The 15,856-nt window shown below is 74.6% G+C and carries 13 protein-coding genes; 11 read left to right on the top strand and 2 right to left on the bottom strand.

Going from position 1 to position 15,856, the window contains the following annotated elements; translation table 11 throughout:
* The 7 genes from ACYVKY_RS17175 to pdxY form a co-directional block, all read left to right on the top strand.
* Positions 1-990 (top strand): sensor histidine kinase (locus ACYVKY_RS17175; RefSeq protein WP_460436199.1); only part of this gene is annotated, 990 nt, incomplete at its 5' end.
* Positions 991-1,203: 213 nt separating this feature from the next.
* Positions 1,204-3,141 (top strand): M48 family metalloprotease, encoded by a 1,938-nt coding sequence (locus tag ACYVKY_RS17170; protein WP_460436198.1) that lies wholly within the window; start codon positions 1,204-1,206, stop codon positions 3,139-3,141.
* On the top strand, positions 3,138-3,875 hold the full coding sequence (locus ACYVKY_RS17165) for a LytR/AlgR family response regulator transcription factor (RefSeq protein WP_460436197.1): 738 nt from the start codon (positions 3,138-3,140) through the stop codon (positions 3,873-3,875). The genes ACYVKY_RS17170 and ACYVKY_RS17165 overlap by 4 nt, the downstream gene beginning before the upstream one ends.
* Positions 3,872-4,846, top strand: coding sequence for an endonuclease/exonuclease/phosphatase family protein (locus ACYVKY_RS17160; protein WP_460436196.1), 975 nt, complete (start codon positions 3,872-3,874; stop codon positions 4,844-4,846). The genes ACYVKY_RS17165 and ACYVKY_RS17160 overlap by 4 nt, the downstream gene beginning before the upstream one ends.
* A gap of 22 nt (positions 4,847-4,868) precedes the next feature.
* Positions 4,869-5,276 (top strand): DUF485 domain-containing protein, encoded by a 408-nt coding sequence (locus tag ACYVKY_RS17155; protein ID WP_460436195.1) that lies wholly within the window; start codon positions 4,869-4,871, stop codon positions 5,274-5,276.
* Entirely contained in the window at positions 5,273-7,054 is a 1,782-nt protein-coding gene (locus ACYVKY_RS17150) for a sodium/solute symporter (RefSeq protein ID WP_460436194.1), read from the top strand. The genes ACYVKY_RS17155 and ACYVKY_RS17150 overlap by 4 nt, the downstream gene beginning before the upstream one ends.
* Positions 7,055-7,080: 26 nt before the next feature.
* Positions 7,081-7,941, top strand: a complete 861-nt coding sequence (pdxY, locus tag ACYVKY_RS17145) for a pyridoxal kinase PdxY (RefSeq protein WP_460436193.1) — start codon at positions 7,081-7,083, stop codon at positions 7,939-7,941.
* On the opposite strand, the gene ACYVKY_RS17140 is transcribed toward pdxY, so the two are convergent.
* A complete protein-coding gene (locus ACYVKY_RS17140; protein ID WP_460436192.1) occupies positions 7,906-8,730 on the bottom strand; it encodes a PI-PLC domain-containing protein in 825 nt (274 codons plus the stop codon). The genes pdxY and ACYVKY_RS17140 overlap by 36 nt on opposite strands.
* A gap of 336 nt (positions 8,731-9,066) precedes the next feature.
* On the opposite strand from ACYVKY_RS17140, the gene ACYVKY_RS17135 reads away from it, so the two are divergent.
* Together ACYVKY_RS17135 and ACYVKY_RS17130 are read left to right on the top strand one after the other, a co-directional pair.
* Positions 9,067-9,357, top strand: coding sequence for a DUF485 domain-containing protein (locus tag ACYVKY_RS17135; protein ID WP_460436202.1), 291 nt, complete (start codon positions 9,067-9,069; stop codon positions 9,355-9,357).
* Positions 9,354-11,006: a solute symporter family protein gene (locus tag ACYVKY_RS17130; RefSeq protein WP_460436191.1), complete on the top strand. Its 1,653-nt coding sequence runs from the start codon at positions 9,354-9,356 to the stop codon at positions 11,004-11,006. The genes ACYVKY_RS17135 and ACYVKY_RS17130 overlap by 4 nt, the downstream gene beginning before the upstream one ends.
* 98 nt (positions 11,007-11,104) lie before the next feature.
* Here ACYVKY_RS17130 and ACYVKY_RS17125 read toward each other — a convergent pair whose 3' ends face one another.
* Positions 11,105-12,082 carry a hypothetical protein gene (locus tag ACYVKY_RS17125; RefSeq protein ID WP_460436190.1) on the bottom strand — a complete coding sequence of 326 codons (978 nt, stop codon included), beginning with the start codon at positions 12,080-12,082 and terminating at the stop codon, positions 11,105-11,107.
* A gap of 244 nt (positions 12,083-12,326) precedes the next feature.
* On the opposite strand from ACYVKY_RS17125, the gene acs reads away from it, so the two are divergent.
* Together acs and nhaA are read left to right on the top strand one after the other, a co-directional pair.
* A complete protein-coding gene (gene acs, locus ACYVKY_RS17120; protein ID WP_460436189.1) occupies positions 12,327-14,306 on the top strand; it encodes an acetate--CoA ligase in 1,980 nt (659 codons plus the stop codon).
* A 192-nt stretch (positions 14,307-14,498) separates the two neighbouring features.
* Positions 14,499-15,824, top strand: coding sequence for a Na+/H+ antiporter NhaA (nhaA, locus tag ACYVKY_RS17115; protein WP_460436188.1), 1,326 nt, complete (start codon positions 14,499-14,501; stop codon positions 15,822-15,824).
* The last annotated feature ends 32 nt before the right edge of the window (positions 15,825-15,856 follow it).

Raw genomic sequence — 15,856 nt, 5'->3', positions numbered from 1 at the left:
GCCCGGCACCTGCGGGCGCTGCTCGGGACGCCGGCCGTGGCGCTGACCGCGGGCGGGCGGCTGCTCTCGTGGGAGGGCACCGGCGCCGCCCACCACGCCTACGCCGCGGCCGACCACGCCGCCGAGGTGATGCAGGGCGGACGGGCGGTCGTCCTGTCGCCCGCGCAGGTGGCCTGCACCGAGCCGACCTGCCCGGTGCAGCACGCGGTCGTCGTCCCGCTGGTGGCCGACGGGCGCGTGGTCGGGGCCCTGGCGGCGTACGGCGAGCGTCCCGCCGCCGGGCTGGTGCGCGCGGCCGAGGAGGTCGCGAACTGGGTGTCGGCGAACCTCGAGCTGGCCGAGCTCGACCGCTCGCGCACCCGCGCGATCGAGGCCGAGCTGCGGGCGCTGCGCGCCCAGATCAGCCCGCACTTCGTCTACAACTCGCTGAACGCGATCGCCTCGTTCGTGCGCACCGACCCCGACCGCGCCCGCGACCTGCTGCTGGAGTTCGCCGACTTCACCCGGTACGCGTTCCGGCGCGGCGGCGAGTTCACCTCGCTCGCGGACGAGCTCAGCAACGTCGAGCGCTACCTCGTGCTCGAGAAGGCCCGGTTCGGAGAGCGGCTCGACGTGCGGCTGCGGGTCGCGCCGGAGGTGCTGCAGGTGGCGATCCCCTTCCTGTCGGTGCAGCCGCTGGTCGAGAACGCGGTGCGGCACGGCCTCGAGGGTCGCGAGGGTGTCGGCCACGTCACGCTCGTCGCCGAGGACGTCGGTACCGAGGCGCTGATCAGCGTCGAGGACGACGGGGTGGGCTCGGACCCCGAGGACGTGCGCCGCGTGCTGGCGGGCGAGTCCGAGGCCGACTCGGTGGGCCTCGGCAACGTCGACTCGCGGCTGCGCCAGGTGTTCGGCGACGACGCGGGCCTGGTCGTCGAGACCGCGCCGGGCGCCGGGACGAAGGTGTCGTTCCGCGTCCCGAAGTACAGCCCGCGGGCGAGCGTCCGCTAGGCGGGCGCAGCACTCCGCGCACCCGATCGCCACGTCGCACAGGGTGCGACGTGCGCGGGGTGACCACCGGCTGCGCGGAGTGGGCGTGCGGGCGCGTCCACCGCCCCCGGGTCGGATCGCCCACCGGACCGACGCGGCGTGCGGGACACTGGCCGACGTCAGGGGGAGGACGCGCGCCGGCGAGCCGGTCGCGCCGGTCGCACGGAGGACGCTGTGGCGAAGGTGCGCGCGGTGCTCGCGCTCGTGGTGCTGGGGCTGTTCCCCGTCGCCGTGCTCGGGCTGCTCGTCGGGGTGGTGGTGCTGGCGCTGCTGGCCTTCCGGAACGAGCTGTTCGGCATCGGCGTGCAGGTGCTGTTCTGGCTGGGCCTGGTACTCGTGATCGGCCTGGTCGCCGCCCTGCGCTCGGTGTGGAAGGGCCGCCCGCAGCCGTTCGAGGGGCTGCGCCTCGACGAGCACGAGCACCCGCGGCTGTGGCAGGAGGTGCGCGAGCTCGCGGCCGGCCTGCAGACCGCGGCGCCGAGCCGGGTCGTCGTCGACGGCACGGTCAACGCCGCGGTGCACGAGGTCGGCGGTCGGCGCGAGCTGCTCGTGGGCCTGCCGCTGCTCGCCGTCCTCACCCGGGGCGAGCTGCGCTCGGTGCTCGCGCACGAGCTCGGCCACTACGGCGCCGGGCACACCCGGCTCGCCGCCCTCACGTACAAGGGTCGCGACTTCGTCGTCGCGATGGCGCAGGGGACGGGTGGGCTCGTCGGCTGGCTGGTGCGGCTGCTCGCCTACGTCTACCTCGCCGTCGCCGCCGCGTCGAACCGCGACCAGGAGCACGAGGCCGACGCCTACTCCGCCCGCGTCGCCGGCCCCGCCACCGCGGCGAGCGCGCTGCGCGCGGTGGTGGCCGCCGACGCCGCCTGGACCGTGCTGGCCGACGAGTACGCCGGGGTGGTGCAGGACGGCGCCCACGGCCGGCCGCCGCTGACGACCGGCGTCCGCGCCCTGCTCGACGCCCGCCGCGAGGCGTTCGGCGCGAACGTCGACCAGGTGCTGGCCGAGCGCCGCACCTCGGCCTTCGACTCGCACCCGCCGGTCGGCGTGCGGGTCGAGCGGTTCGAGAAGCAGGCCGCCGCGGGCGCGCCCGAGCCCGCTGACCCGACGCTGTCGGCCCCGGCGTGGACGGTGCTCGGCACCGACCCGCAGCAGGCCCCCGCCGCCCTCGACGCCGTGGAGCGGCACCTGCTCGAGATCGACGCGCCGGCGCAGCCGTGGGAGCAGGTCGCCGACGCGGCGGGGTCGGCGGTGCTCGCGGCGAACGCCGGGCACCTGGCCCGTGCGGCGCTGCAGACGCGCACCGTCGACAGCCCCGCCCTCTCGACGCTGCTCGACGCGGTCGAGCAGGGACGCGGTCGCGCGATGGTCGCCCCGCTCGTCAACCCGGGCGTCGCCGCGGAGCACCGGGCGAAGGCCGAGGACGACGTGCTCACGGCCATGCTGGGCGCCGCCGTGGGGCACGCGCTCATCACGCAAGCCGGTGCGCGCGTGCGGTTCTCGTGGGAACCGGGCTGGGACGAGCCGTTCTCGCTGGTCATGCCGGACGGTCGCGAGGTGCGCTTCGAGGACGCCGTCCGCCCGGTGGCGCAGCGCCCCGACCACGTGCCCGCGCTGCGGGAGTGGTTGCGCGGCAAAGGGGTCGACCTCGAGAACGAGACGAAGGTCGAGGCCGAGCCGGAGCCGCTGGCCCAGGCGGCCTGGATCATGGTGCACGAGAGCGCCACCAAGGAGCTCAGCCTCGTGCTGTGCGACACCGGCCTGCTGCTGGTGCGGGTGCCGAAGGGCGGCCTCGGCCGCAAGGCGCTCGGCAACGCCACCGGCCGGCGCGCGAAGCAGGAGGCCGAGCGCGTCGGCGCGCTGCTCGAGGGCGGCGTCGGCGCGGCCCGGCAGGACAAGCTGTGCACGTGGATCGACACCGACGACCTCGTGGCGGCGCAGCTGCGTGCGTCGCTGAGCGGGTGGAAGCTCGACCTGCGCACCACCGACGGCCGGACGTGGAAGATCCAGGCCGGCCAGCACACCGTCGAGCTCGGCGAGCCCGCCTACGCGCTGGGCGCGCTGCTCGGCGCCCGCCTCGGCAAGGACGCGTGGAAGGCCGCCGCCCGGTGAGCGTCCCGGCGAAGCTGCGCGTCCTCGTCGTCGACGACGAGGCACCCGCGCTCGCCGAGCTGGAGTGGCTGCTGCGCCAGGACGAGCGCGTCGGCGAGGTCGTGACGGCCGGCGGCGCGACCGAGGCCCTGCGCCTGCTCGAGGAGCACGAGGTCGACGTCGTGCTCAGCGACATCAAGATGCCCGGGCTCGACGGCCTCGACCTCGCCCGCGTGCTCGCCCGGTTCAGCCGCCGGCCGCAGGTCGTGTTCGTCACCGCGTACGACCAGCACGCCGTCGACGCCTTCGAGCTGGCCGCCACCGACTACCTGATGAAGCCGGTGCGGCCCGAGCGGCTGCACGAGGCGCTGAGCCGGGTGCTCGACGGCAGCGAGGCACCGGCGGCACCGGCCGAGCCCGACGAGACCATCCCGGTCGAGCTGGGCGGCGTCACCCGCTTCGTCCAGCGCTCGTCGGTGCGGTACGTCGAGGCGCAGGGCGACTACGCGCGGCTGCACACCGACACGGGCACCCACCTGATCCGCGTACCGCTCAGCACACTCGAGGAGCGCTGGGGTGCAGCGGGTTTCGTCCGCATCCACCGCTCGACGCTGGTGTCGCTGCCGCACGTCGAGGAGGTGCGCATCGACGGCGGCCGCTGCACGGTCGTCCTCGGCGACGACACCCTCGTCGTGAGCCGCCGGCACACCCGCGAGCTGCGGGAGAGCCTGCTGCGCATCCGGTCCGGCCGGTGAGGGGCCCGGACGAGCCGCCCACCGAGAGGCACCCGCTGCGCACCGTGGCCGCGGTGCTGGCGTGGTTCGCGGTCGTCCCGGCGGCCGTCGCCACGTCGCTGCGCTGGGTCGACCTCGCCGGACCGGTCGTGCCGGTCGCCCTGCAGTCGCTCCGCTGGGTCGTCGGCGCCGGTGTGCTCGTGCTGCTCCTGCTCGTCACGGTCAACCGCCAGCGGCTCGCGACCGCGGTGGTGGCGGTGCTGGCGGTCGTGCACGTGGCGGTCGCCGTCCCGGCCTTCGTCCCCGGCGAGCGCGCGGCGCCGTCTGACGACGACCTGGTCGTGATGGCCGCCAACCTCGAGCTCGGGCAGGGCGACCTGACCCGCGTCGCGGACGCGGTCGACGCCCTCGGCGTCGACGTGCTGGTGCTCGTCGAGCTCACCCCGGCCGCGGCCGACGGGCTCGACGACGCCGGGCTCGACGCGCTGCCCGAGCGGGTGGTGCTCGCCGGCCCCGGCCCCGAGGGGTCGGCGGTCCTCAGCCGGTACCCGCTGACCGAGGAGCCGGTCGGTACGAGCCGGTTCGCGCAACCCGCCGCCACGGTGCGCGCCCCCGGCGGCGACGTGCTGGTGCGCGCGGCGCACCCGACCCCACCCGTGCGCTACCCGCCCCTGTGGCACACCGAGGTCGAGGACCTCACCACCTGGTCGCGCGAGGCGGTCGACGCCGGCACGCCCGTCGTGCTCGCCGGCGACCTCAACGCGAGCACCGACCACCCGGTGTTCCGCGGCCTCACCGGCGTGCTCGACGACGCGCACGCGCAGGTGGGTGCCGGGTGGGTGCGCACCTGGCCGGTGGAGTACCCGTTCCCGGCGTTCGTCCAGCTCGACCACGTGCTCGCCCACGGCCTGCCGGTCGTCGACGCGGGCACGGTCGTCGTCCCGGGCACGGACCACCGCGCGGTGTGGGCGCGGTTCGCGCCGCCGCCGTGACGCAGCGGGCAGGATCACCTCCGTGAGCGAGCGTCCCGCGTCGCGCGGCCCCGGGCGCCAGCCGGCGCCCCGGCGGGTGCGCGTCACCAGCCCGCGCACCGGTGCCGCCCGCGCGGTGCCGCCCCGCTCGCCCGAGACCGACATCGACGAGCAGACCGAGCTCGGCGAGCTCTACATCAGCTCGCTCGTGCGCAGCCAGCTGCGGCTCGGCCTCGCGGTGCTGGCCGCGTTCGTCGTCACCGTCGGCGGCCTGCCGCTGCTGTTCCTGCTCGCGCCCGGCCTCGCGGCGTACGACGTGCTCGGGATCCCGCTCCCCTGGCTGCTGCTCGGCGTGCTCGCGTACCCGGCGATCGCGCTCACCGCGTGGGTCTGCGTGTGGGCCGCCGAGCGCACCGAGCGCGACTTCGCCGAGCTGGTGCGACGCCGGTGACCGACCCCGTCCTCGGCGTCGCCGCCGTCGCGCTGGTGTGCCTCGCCACCGCGGCCATCGGCGCGCTCGGCGTCACCGTCTCGCGCACCACCAGCGACTTCTACGTCGCGTCGCGTGCGGTCTCGCCGCGCGCGAACGCCTCGGCCATCGGGGGCGAGTACCTGTCGGCGGCGAGCTTCCTCGGCGTCGCGGGGCTCGTGCTCACCGGCGGCGTCGACATGCTGTGGTTCGCCGTCGGCTACACCGCGGGCTACCTCGTGCTGCTCGCCCTGGTCGCGGCACCGCTGCGCCGCTCGGGCGCCTACACGCTGCCCGACTTCGCGCAGTCGCGACTCGCCTCGACGCGGGTGCGGTACGCCTCGGCGCTGCTCGTCGTCGGCATCGGCTGGCTGTACCTGCTGCCGCAGATGCAGGGTGCGGGCGTCGCGCTGCGGGCCGTCACCGGCTCGCCCGTGGCGCTCGGCGCCGCGCTCGTGGCGGCCGTCGTCGTGCTCAACGTCGTCGCCGGGGGCATGCGCTCGATCACCCTCGTCCAGGCCTTCCAGTACTGGCTCAAGGTCACCGCGATCGCGACGCCGGTGCTCTTCCTCGCGCTCGCGTGGCACGCCGACGGCTCGCCCGACCCGACCACCGCCGGTCCCGCGGTGACGCGGGAGGCGACCACGACCGTGCTGCCCGCCCAGGTGCGGGTGCGCGCCGAGGCCCCGGCGGTGCTGCTCGTCGACGGCACCGTCGACGGTCGCGAGCGCACCGGGCGGCTCCCGCTCGACGCCGGCGACGAGGCGCTGCTCGCCGCGGGCACGACCGTCTCGATGGCCGCCGGCACGCCCGTCCCGCACGCCGCACCGGTCGAGGCGAGCGACGGGAGGGACTGGGCCGCACCGCTGTCCGGCGCCGGCGGCACCGAGCACCCGCTCTACAGCACGTACTCGCTGGTGCTCGCCCTGCTGTTCGGGACGATGGGCCTGCCGCACGTGCTCGTGCGCTTCTACACCAACCCCGACGGCCGGGCCGCGCGCCGCACGACCGCCATCGTGATCGGCCTGCTCGGCCTCTTCTACCTCTGGCCCCCGGTCTACGGCGCGCTCGGACGCGTGTACGCGCCCGACCTGCTGCTCACCGGCCGCGCCGACACCGTCGTGCTCGAGCTGCCCGCGCGGATGCTGCCCTCGCCGTGGGGCGAGCTGCTGTCGGCGCTGCTCGTCGCCGGGGCGTTCGCCGCGTTCCTGTCGACCTCGTCCGGGCTGGTGGTGTCGGTCGCAGGCGTCATCTCCCGCGACCTGCTCGGCGGGCTCGCCGCGCGCCGCGACTGGCGCCCGGTCGCGCTGTTCCGCCTCGGGACGGTCGTCGCCGTCGTCGTCCCCCTGGTGCTGACCCTCGTCGGCGCCTCGTCGGCCTCGCTCGCTGGGACGGTGGGCCTGGCGTTCGCCGTGGCCGCCTCGACGTTCTGCCCGCTGCTGCTGCTGGGCATCTGGTGGCGCGGTCTCACCCCGGCGGGGACGCTGTGGGGCCTCGCGGTCGGTGGCGCCACCTCGAGCGCGGCGGTGCTGGCGACGCTGCTGCAGGTGCCCGCGCCGGCGTGGCTCGAGGTGCTGCTCGAGCAGCCCGCCGCGTGGACCATGCCGCTCGCGTTCGCGACGATGGTGGTGGTGTCGCGGCTGACCCGCTCGTCCGTCCCCGACAGCGTCGGCCGCTCGATGGTGCGCATGCACACCCCCGAGGCCGTGGACGTCGACCGCCGCCTGCGCGGCAGGCGTCCCGCCGACCCGGGCCGCTGACGACCGCGGTCACTACCCTGGACGTCGTGCGCATCCTGTCGATCCAGTCGTCCGTCGCCTACGGTCACGCCGGCAACTCCTCGGCGGTGTTCCCGCTGCAGCGGCTCGGGCACGAGGTGTGGGCGGTCAACACCGTGCACTTCTCGAACCACACCGGCTACGGCGCCTGGCGCGGCCCCCTGCTCGACCCGGCCGACGTCGCCGACGTCATCACCGGCATCGAGGAGCGCGGCGTGCTGCCCACCTGCGACGCCGTGCTCACCGGGTACCAGGGCGGCGAGGCGGTCGGCGAGGTCGTGCTCGAGGCCGTGGCCAAGGTGCGCGCCGCCAACCCGCGCGCCGTCTACTGCTGCGACCCCGTCATGGGCGACGTCGGCCGCGGCTTCTTCGTGCGGCCCGGCATCCCCGAGCTCATGCGCGACCGGGTGGTGCCCGCGGCCGACGTCGTGACGCCCAACCAGTTCGAGCTGGAGTTCCTCACCGGTCGCGAGCCCGGCGAGATCGCCTCCGCCGCAGACCTGCTCACCGCCGTCGACGAGCTGCACGCCAAGGGCCCGGCCACCGTGCTGGTCACCAGCGTGCAGCTGCCGGACGCGACCGACGACACCGTGTCGATGCTCGCCTCGGACGGCACCCGCGCCCTCACCGTCACCACCCCGCTGCTGCCGCTGAGCGTGAACGGCGCCGGCGACGCGACCGCGGCCCTGTTCCTGGCGCACCTGCTCACCGACGGGCTCGAGGTGGCACTGGGCCGCACGGCGGCGTCGGTGTTCGGCGTGCTGAAGGCGACCGTCGAGGCCGGGCACCGCGAGATCCGGCTCATCGACGCGCAGGACGAGATCGCCTCGCCCTCAGCCGACTTCGAGGTCGTGCAGCTGCGCGGCTGATCGTCCGGCAGCGCCCACGAGGGGCGCCAGCAGGTCCGGGCGGTCGGTGATCACCGCCGCGACGCCGTCGTCCAGCAGCCGGCGCGCCCGCCCGGGGTCGTCCACCGTCCAGGCCACGACCCGCACGCCCAGGTCGCCGGCCCGGTCCACGACCCCGCGGCGGAGCCGCTCGTCCGCGAGCAGGGGCAGCCGTCCCCACCGCCACGGCAGGTGCACGTACCCGCCGGTCGCGAGGGCGACCGGCGCGCGCACGCCCGTCCGGGCGCACAGGACGAGCGCTCCCAGCGCGCCCCAGCCGAGCGCGGTCGCAGGAGCCGGGTCGCACGCCGCGCGCACGTCGGCGAGCCACCCGTCCCAGGCGCCGGCGACGCACACCCGGTGCGCAGAACGCGTGCGCCGCAGCGCGCGGGCCAGCGGCGCGACCGCCTCCGGGGTCTTGAGGTCGACCGCGAACCGCGCCTCGTCGAACGTGCCCAGCGCGTCCTCGAGGGTGAGCACCCGTCCCTCGCCGGGGACGCCCGGCGCCCGCACCCGTGCGCGGGCGAGCGCCGCCCACGGCAGGTCGCGCACCGGTCCCCGCACGTCGGTGACCCGGTCGACCCGCTCGTCGTGGAACGCGACGGCGACGCCGTCCGCGGTGACCCGCACGTCGGTCTCGAGGTGGTCGACGCCCAGGGCGAGCGAGCCGGTGAAGGCCCCGGCCGTGCTCTCCGGCGCCAGGGCCGCGCCCCCGCGGTGCGACACCACCCGCGGCCAGGGGCCGTCGTCGTAGCCGGTCTGCAGCACCACGGCACCAGCGTGCCCCCGCGACGAGCACGGCAGACCCGGATCCGGGCGCAGGCGCCGAGGCTTCACCGGACCGTCGACGCCGTCCCGCCCGCCCGCCGCCCGGCGTTCACCGTCCGCGGCGGGCGCGACCGTTCGTCGCGCGAGACGACCGCACGGCGACGACGGCGACCGCCTGCCGAGCCGCCGACGTGGCCTGCTGCGGCGGCGGCGTGACCGCCGCCACAGTTGCCCCGGCCCCGACGCCGCGGTCGGGGTGGCTGACGTCCAGGAGGTCTCGTGTCGGACTCGCTCACCAAACCCACCGGGGACGGGCACCACCGCGCCGTCCACCAGGAGGTGGCCGACAGCCCGGAGTTCGCCGGGCTGAAGCGCACCTTCCGCTCGTTCATCTTCCCGATGACCGCGCTGTTCCTCGTCTGGTACTTCCTGTACGTGCTGCTGGCCGCCTACGCGCCCGGCTTCATGAGCACCAAGGTGTTCGGCAACGTGAACATCGGCCTGCTCCTCGGCCTGGGCCAGTTCGTCTCGACGTTCGCCATCACGATGGCGTACCGCAGCTGGGCCAACCGGAAGTACGACCCGCAGGCCGAGGCGCTGCGCGCCCGCGTCGAGGGGAGCGCGGCATGAGCACCGTCCACCTCGCCCCCGCCGTCGACGTCGGCAACCCCGTCCTCAACATCGCGATCTTCGGGCTGTTCGTCGTCGTCACCCTGACGATCGTCATCCGCGCCTCGCGCAACAACGCCACCGCCGCCGACTTCTACGCGGGCGGGCGCTCGTTCACCGGCCCGCAGAACGGCACCGCGATCGCGGGCGACTACCTGTCGGCCGCCAGCTTCCTCGGGATCGCCGGCGCCATCGCCCTGAACGGCTACGACGGCTTCCTCTACTCGATCGGCTTCCTGGTGGCGTGGCTCGTCGCGCTGCTCCTGGTGGCCGAGCTGCTGCGTAACACGGGCAAGTTCACGATGGCCGACGTGCTGTCGTTCCGGCTCAAGCAGCGGCCGGTGCGGATGGCGGCGGCGCTGTGCACGCTCGCGGTCTGCTTCTTCTACCTGCTGGCCCAGATGGCAGGCGCCGGAGGCCTCGTCGCGCTGCTGCTCGGCGTCACCGGCCAGGCCGCGCAGTACGCCGTCGTGTTCGTCGTCGGCGTGCTGATGATCGTCTACGTCCTCGTCGGCGGCATGAAGGGCACCACCTGGGTGCAGATCATCAAGGCGGTGCTGCTCATCGCGGGCGCCGGCCTGATGACCGTGTGGGTGCTGGCCAAGTACGGCGTCAACCTGTCGTCGCTGCTGGGCGCATCGGTGGAGCGGGCGAACAGCGAGGGCGTCGAGGGCGCCGAGGCGCTGCTCAACCCGATGAAGCAGTACGGCAAGAACCCGCTCGACTTCATCTCGCTGTCGCTGGCCCTGGTGCTCGGCACCGCCGGCCTGCCGCACGTCCTGATGCGCTTCTACACCGTGCCCTCCGCCAAGGAGGCCCGGCGCAGCGTGGTGTGGGCGATCTGGCTGATCGGCCTGTTCTACCTGTTCAGCCTGGTGCTGGGCTACGGCGCCGGCGCCATCGTCGGCCCGACGGAGATCAAGGCCGCACCCGGTGGGGCGAACTCCGCCGCACCGCTGCTCGCGTACGAGCTCGGCGGTCCGATCCTGCTCGGGATCATCTCCGCGGTGGCCTTCGCCACGATCCTCGCCGTGGTGGCGGGGCTCGCGATCACGGCGGCCACCTCGTTCGCGCACGACATCTACGCGAGCGTGATCAAGCACGGCCAGGTCTCGCCCGACGGCGAGGTGAAGGTCGCGCGCATCACCGTGGTCGTCATCGGCCTGGTCGCGATCGTGGGCGGGGCGTTCGCCCTCGGGCAGAACATCGCGTTCCTCGTCGCCCTGGCCTTCGCCGTGGCCGCGAGCGCGAACCTGCCGACGATCCTCTACTCGCTGTTCTGGAAGCGGTTCAACACGCGCGGCGCGCTCTGGTCGATGTACGGCGGCCTGATCACCTGCGTCGTCCTGATCATCTTCTCCCCGGTGGTGTCCGGGAAGCCGGCCGACCCGGTCACCGGGCTGTCCGCGTCGATGATCAAGAACGCGGCGATCGACTTCCACTGGTTCCCGCTCGACAACCCGGGGATCGTCTCGATCCCGCTGGCCTTCTTCCTGGGCTGGCTCGGGACGGTCACCAGCAAGCCCGAGGCCGACCACGACGAGAAGGCCGCCGAGATGGAGGTCCGCTCGATGACCGGTGCGGGTGCCGAGAAGGCCACCTCGCACTGACCGCCCTCACCGGGTGACCGTCCGGCGTCCTACGCTGGACCCGCGTCCCCGTCCCCGTTCCGCCGAGCGCACCCGGCCGGAACGGGGGCGGGGACGTCTCACGTCCGGGGGTTCCGCGCGCGGCGGGCGAGCAGCACCCCGCCGCCGGCGAGCGCGCCGGCGACGAGCCCCCCGACCCAGGCCGGCCAGGTGACCCGCATCGCCTGGAACGGCACGAGCAGCTGGTCGAGCCCGGGGCCGGTCGGCACGCGCATCCCGCCGCCGAGGTCGCGCGGGAGGGTGCCGGCGAACAGCGCGAGCAGGCCGGACGACAGCAGCGGCAGCAGCGCCCCGCCGACCAGGAGCAGCACGAGCGCGACCCCGAGCCGGGCCGCGGACTCCGCGGGGCGCGCGCGCCCGCCGCCGACGGCGACGGCCACGACGAGCGCGACCACCAGCCCGAGGACGACCAGCGACGGCACCCGCGTGGTCACCCGGGCGCCACCGAGGAGGAACACGGTCTGCTGCAGGACGACCAGCAGCGTGGGCGCGAGCACCGCGGCCACGACCACCAGCCGGCCCCACGGGGTGCGGGCCAGCAGGCCGACGAGCGCGGCGAGCGGCAGCACCACCAGCGCGGTCAGCAGCAGCCCCACCACGACGGGCACCGGCCGCGCGGGCGCGGAGTACAGCAGCGGGGCGGCGACGTGACCGAGGCAGCCGAGCAGCAGCGCGACCCCGACCGCCGCGAGCGTCCCGAGGGCGCGGCGCGTCACCAGCGCCGCGACGGCGACGCCCAGCAGCAGGATGTTGAGGAACGGCCCCGTGCCGAGGGCGAACGAGGTCGGCGTCACGCCGAACACCAGGCCCCGGACCCCCAGGTCGGGCAGCTGGAGCAGGCGGGCGGCCAGCGGGGTGAACGTCCACGCGAGCAGGCAGGCGAGGGCCCCGAGCAGGACCAGCCCGGTCCAGGCGCCGGCGCCGCGGCGCCGGGCGGGCTCGTGCGTCTGCGTCGCGTGGGTCGGCGGCTCGTGCGCGGTGCCCGGCTGCGGCGCCGCCCAGGTCGCGGGCGCCCCGGCGGCTGGCTGCTGGGTCATGGTGGTCCTCCCCCTCGTCCCGACCGACCTGGGCGGGAGCGCCGGTCACGGTACCGACGGCGCGCGGGGCCGGGCGGTTCCCCGTCCACACCCCACCACGTCCGCACCCGACCGCCCGTCGACGCGGACGGCCCGCTCGTCGCAGCGCCGGACCGCGCGGGTGACCCGGGAGCGCGTCGCTGGCTAGGGTCGTGCGCGGGGACCCGACCCCGCGCGATGGTGCACGCCGACCGGAGGGACGACGATGTCCGACAACGCCAGCAGCCAGGCCCTCGAGAACCTGTCGACCGAGGACCGGCGGTTCCCGCCCTCCGAGACGTTCGCCGCGCAGGCGATCGCCAAGGCCGACCTGTACGACGAGGCCGCGGCCGACCGAGAGGCGTTCTGGGCCAATCAGGCTCGTGAGCTGCTCAGCTGGGAGACCGACTTCGAGCAGACCCTCGACTGGAGCGAGGCGCCGTTCGCGAAGTGGTTCGTGGGCGGCCGGCTGAACGTCGCCTACAACTGCGTCGACCGGCACGTCGAGAACGGCCTGGGCGACCGCGTCGCCATCCACTTCGAGGGCGAGCCGGGCGACACCCGCACGCTCACCTACAGCGACCTCAAGGACGAGGTGTCGAAGGCGGCCAACGCCCTCACCGAGCTCGGCGTCGAGGCCGGCGACCGGGTCGCGATCTACCTGCCGATGATCCCCGAGGCCGCGATCTCGATGCTCGCCTGCGCCCGCATCGGGGCCGCGCACTCGGTGGTGTTCGGCGGCTTCTCGGCCGACGCGCTGGCGTCCCGCATCGACGACGCCGAGGCCAAGCTCGTCATCACCTCCGACGGCGGCTACCGCCGCGGCAAGCCGTTCGCCCTGAAGACCGCCGTCGACGGCGCGCTCGCCAAGGCGAGCGGCGGCAGCGTCCAGAAGGTGCTGGTGGTCAAGCGCACCGGGCAGGACGTCGAGTGGGACGACGCGGTCGACGTGTGGTGGGACGACGTCGTCGGCGCGGCCTCGGCCGACCACACGCCGCAGGCGTTCGACAGCGAGCACCCGCTGTTCATCCTCTACACGTCCGGGACGACCGGGAAGCCGAAGGGCATCCTGCACACCTCGGGTGGCTACCTGACCCAGACGTCATACACGCACAGGAACGTCTTCGACCTGCACGCCGACACCGACGTGTACTGGTGCACCGCCGACGTCGGCTGGGTCACCGGCCACTCCTACATCGTGTACGGGCCGCTCGCGAACGGCGTCACGCAGGTGATGTACGAGGGCACGCCCGACACCCCGCACCAGGGCCGCTGGTGGGAGATCGTCGCCAAGTACGGCGTGACGATCCTCTACACCGCCCCCACCGCGATCCGGACGTTCATGAAGTGGGGCGAGCAGATCCCCGCCGAGCACGACCTCACCTCGCTGCGGGTGCTCGGGTCGGTCGGTGAGCCGATCAACCCCGAGGCGTGGGTCTGGTACCGGCGGGTCATCGGCGGCGACCGCACGCCCGTGGTCGACACCTGGTGGCAGACCGAGACCGGCGCGATCATGATCAGCCCGCTGCCGGGCGTCACGACCGCGAAGCCGGGGTCGGCCCAGGTCGCGCTGCCGGGCATCTCGATCGACGTCCTCGACGACTCGGCGACGCCCGTGCCGGACGGCGGCGGCGGGTACCTCGTCCTCACCGACCCGTGGCCGTCGATGCTGCGCGGCATCTGGGGCGACCCGGAGCGCTACAAGGAGACCTACTGGTCGCGCTTCGAGGGCATGTACTTCGCCGGCGACGGCGCGAAGAAGGACGCCGACGGCGACATCTGGCTGCTCGGCCGGGTCGACGACGTCATGAACGTGTCGGGCCACCGGCTCTCGACCACCGAGATCGAGTCGGCCCTGGTGTCGCACCCGAAGGTCGCCGAGGCCGCCGTCGTCGGCGCCGCTGACGAGACCACCGGCCAGGCCGTCTGCGCCTTCGTCATCCTGCGCGGCGGAGCCGAGCAGGGCGACGACATCGTCAAGGAGCTGCGCGACCACGTCGCGAAGGAGATCGGCGCTATCGCCAAGCCGCGCCAGATCATGGTCGTCCCCGAGCTGCCGAAGACCCGGTCGGGCAAGATCATGCGCCGCCTGCTCAAGGACGTCGCCGAGCACCGCGAGGTCGGCGACGTCACGACCCTCGCCGACAACACGGTCATGGACCTGATCAAGAGCGGCCTCGACTCCGGCACGTCCGCCGACGACTGACCGCTGCGACCACGGCGCCGCGAGTGGTTGCTCCACCTCCACCGGAGCAACCACTGGCGGCGTCCTGGCGTCGACGCGGGTAGGGTCGGCACCAGGTGAGCCGGGAAGTCTGGTCGGCACGCCGCCCACCCGCCGCGTGGCGGGTCACGACGGGGCGGCGTCGAGCCAGTCGTCGACCCCGAGCGAGGTCCCGTGTCCGAGCCCCAGCCGTCCGTCCGGACGCTGTTCCGCCGCGCCGACTCCTGGCGCGAGGCGAGCTTCGTCGCGCAGGTGCTGCGCACCGAGACCGTGGGCGGCGCGCTGCTGCTCGCGGGTGCCGCCGTCGCGCTGCTGTGGGCCAACTCGCCGTGGCGCGAGGGGTACACCGCGCTGCGCGACACCACGGTCGGCCCCTCGGCGCTGCACCTCGACCTGAGCCTGGCCACCTGGGCGGCCGACGGGCTGCTCGCGATCTTCTTCTTCGTCGTCGGGCTCGAGCTGAAGCGCGAGGTCGTCGACGGCGAGCTGCGCGACCCGCGGCGGGCGGCGGTGCCCATCCTGGCGGCCGTGGGCGGGATGGTGGCGCCGGCCGTGGTCTACACGCTGGTCAACCTCGACACCGGCGGGGACGCGCTGCGCGGCTGGGCGATCCCCACGGCGACCGACATCGCGTTCGCGCTGGCGGTGCTCGCGGTCATCGGGTCGCACCTGCCGAGCGGGCTGCGGGCGTTCCTGCTGACGCTCGCGGTCGTCGACGACCTGCTGGCCATCACCATCATCGCGATCTTCTACACCGAGACGCTGTCGCTGCTGCCCCTCGCCGGGGCGCTGCTCGTCGTGGCGGTGTTCGCCCTCCTGACCCGCCGCCGGGTCACCGCCTGGTGGGTGCTGGTACCGCTCGGCGTGCTGGCCTGGGTGCTGATGCACGAGAGCGGCATCCACGCCACGATCGCCGGCGTCCTGCTCGGGTTCGCCGTCCCCGCGGCGCGCCGCACCGACGAGGAGGAGTGCCTGGCGGGGCGGTTCGAGCGGCGCGTACGACCCCTGTCGGCGGGGTTCGCCGTCCCCGTCTTCGCGTTCATGGCGGCCGGCGTCACCGTCGTGGGCGGCGCGTTCGTCGAGACGCTCACCGACCGCGTCGCGATCGGCGTGACCCTCGGCCTGGTGCTCGGCAAGGTCGTCGGTGTCGTCGGCACCACCTTCCTGGTCTCGCGCCTGACCAGGGCCGAGCTCGACGACGAGCTGACCTGGACGGACCTGCTCGGTCTCGGCCTGCTCGCCGGCATCGGGTTCACCGTCAGCCTGCTCGTGGGCGAGCTCGCCTTCGGCCAGGGCAGCGACCGCGACGACCACGTCAAGGCGGCCGTGCTCACCGGCTCGCTGGTGTCCGCGCTGCTCGCCGCGGCCGTGCTCAGCAGCCGCAACCGCGTGTACAGGCGGCTGCACGAGGCCGAGACCCTCGACGAGGACCGGGACGGCATCCCGGACGTCTACCAGCAGGGGCCGCGCCGGGAGGCCCCCGGCGGTCGCACCCCCTAGAGTCGGGACGGTTCCGGACCAACGTCATCCCA

It is taken from the genome of Angustibacter speluncae, assembly GCF_054777815.1.
This window is presented reverse-complemented; position numbering and strand designations above follow the sequence as displayed.

Coding starts and splice junctions, on each gene's coding strand:
- ACYVKY_RS17130 (WP_460436191.1), top strand. CDS start 9,354: ATGAGCACCGTCCACCTCGCCCCCGCCGTCGACGTCGGCAACCCCGTC.
- ACYVKY_RS17125 (WP_460436190.1), bottom strand. CDS start 12,082: ATGACCCAGCAGCCAGCCGCCGGGGCGCCCGCGACCTGGGCGGCGCCG.
- acs (WP_460436189.1), top strand. CDS start 12,327: ATGTCCGACAACGCCAGCAGCCAGGCCCTCGAGAACCTGTCGACCGAG.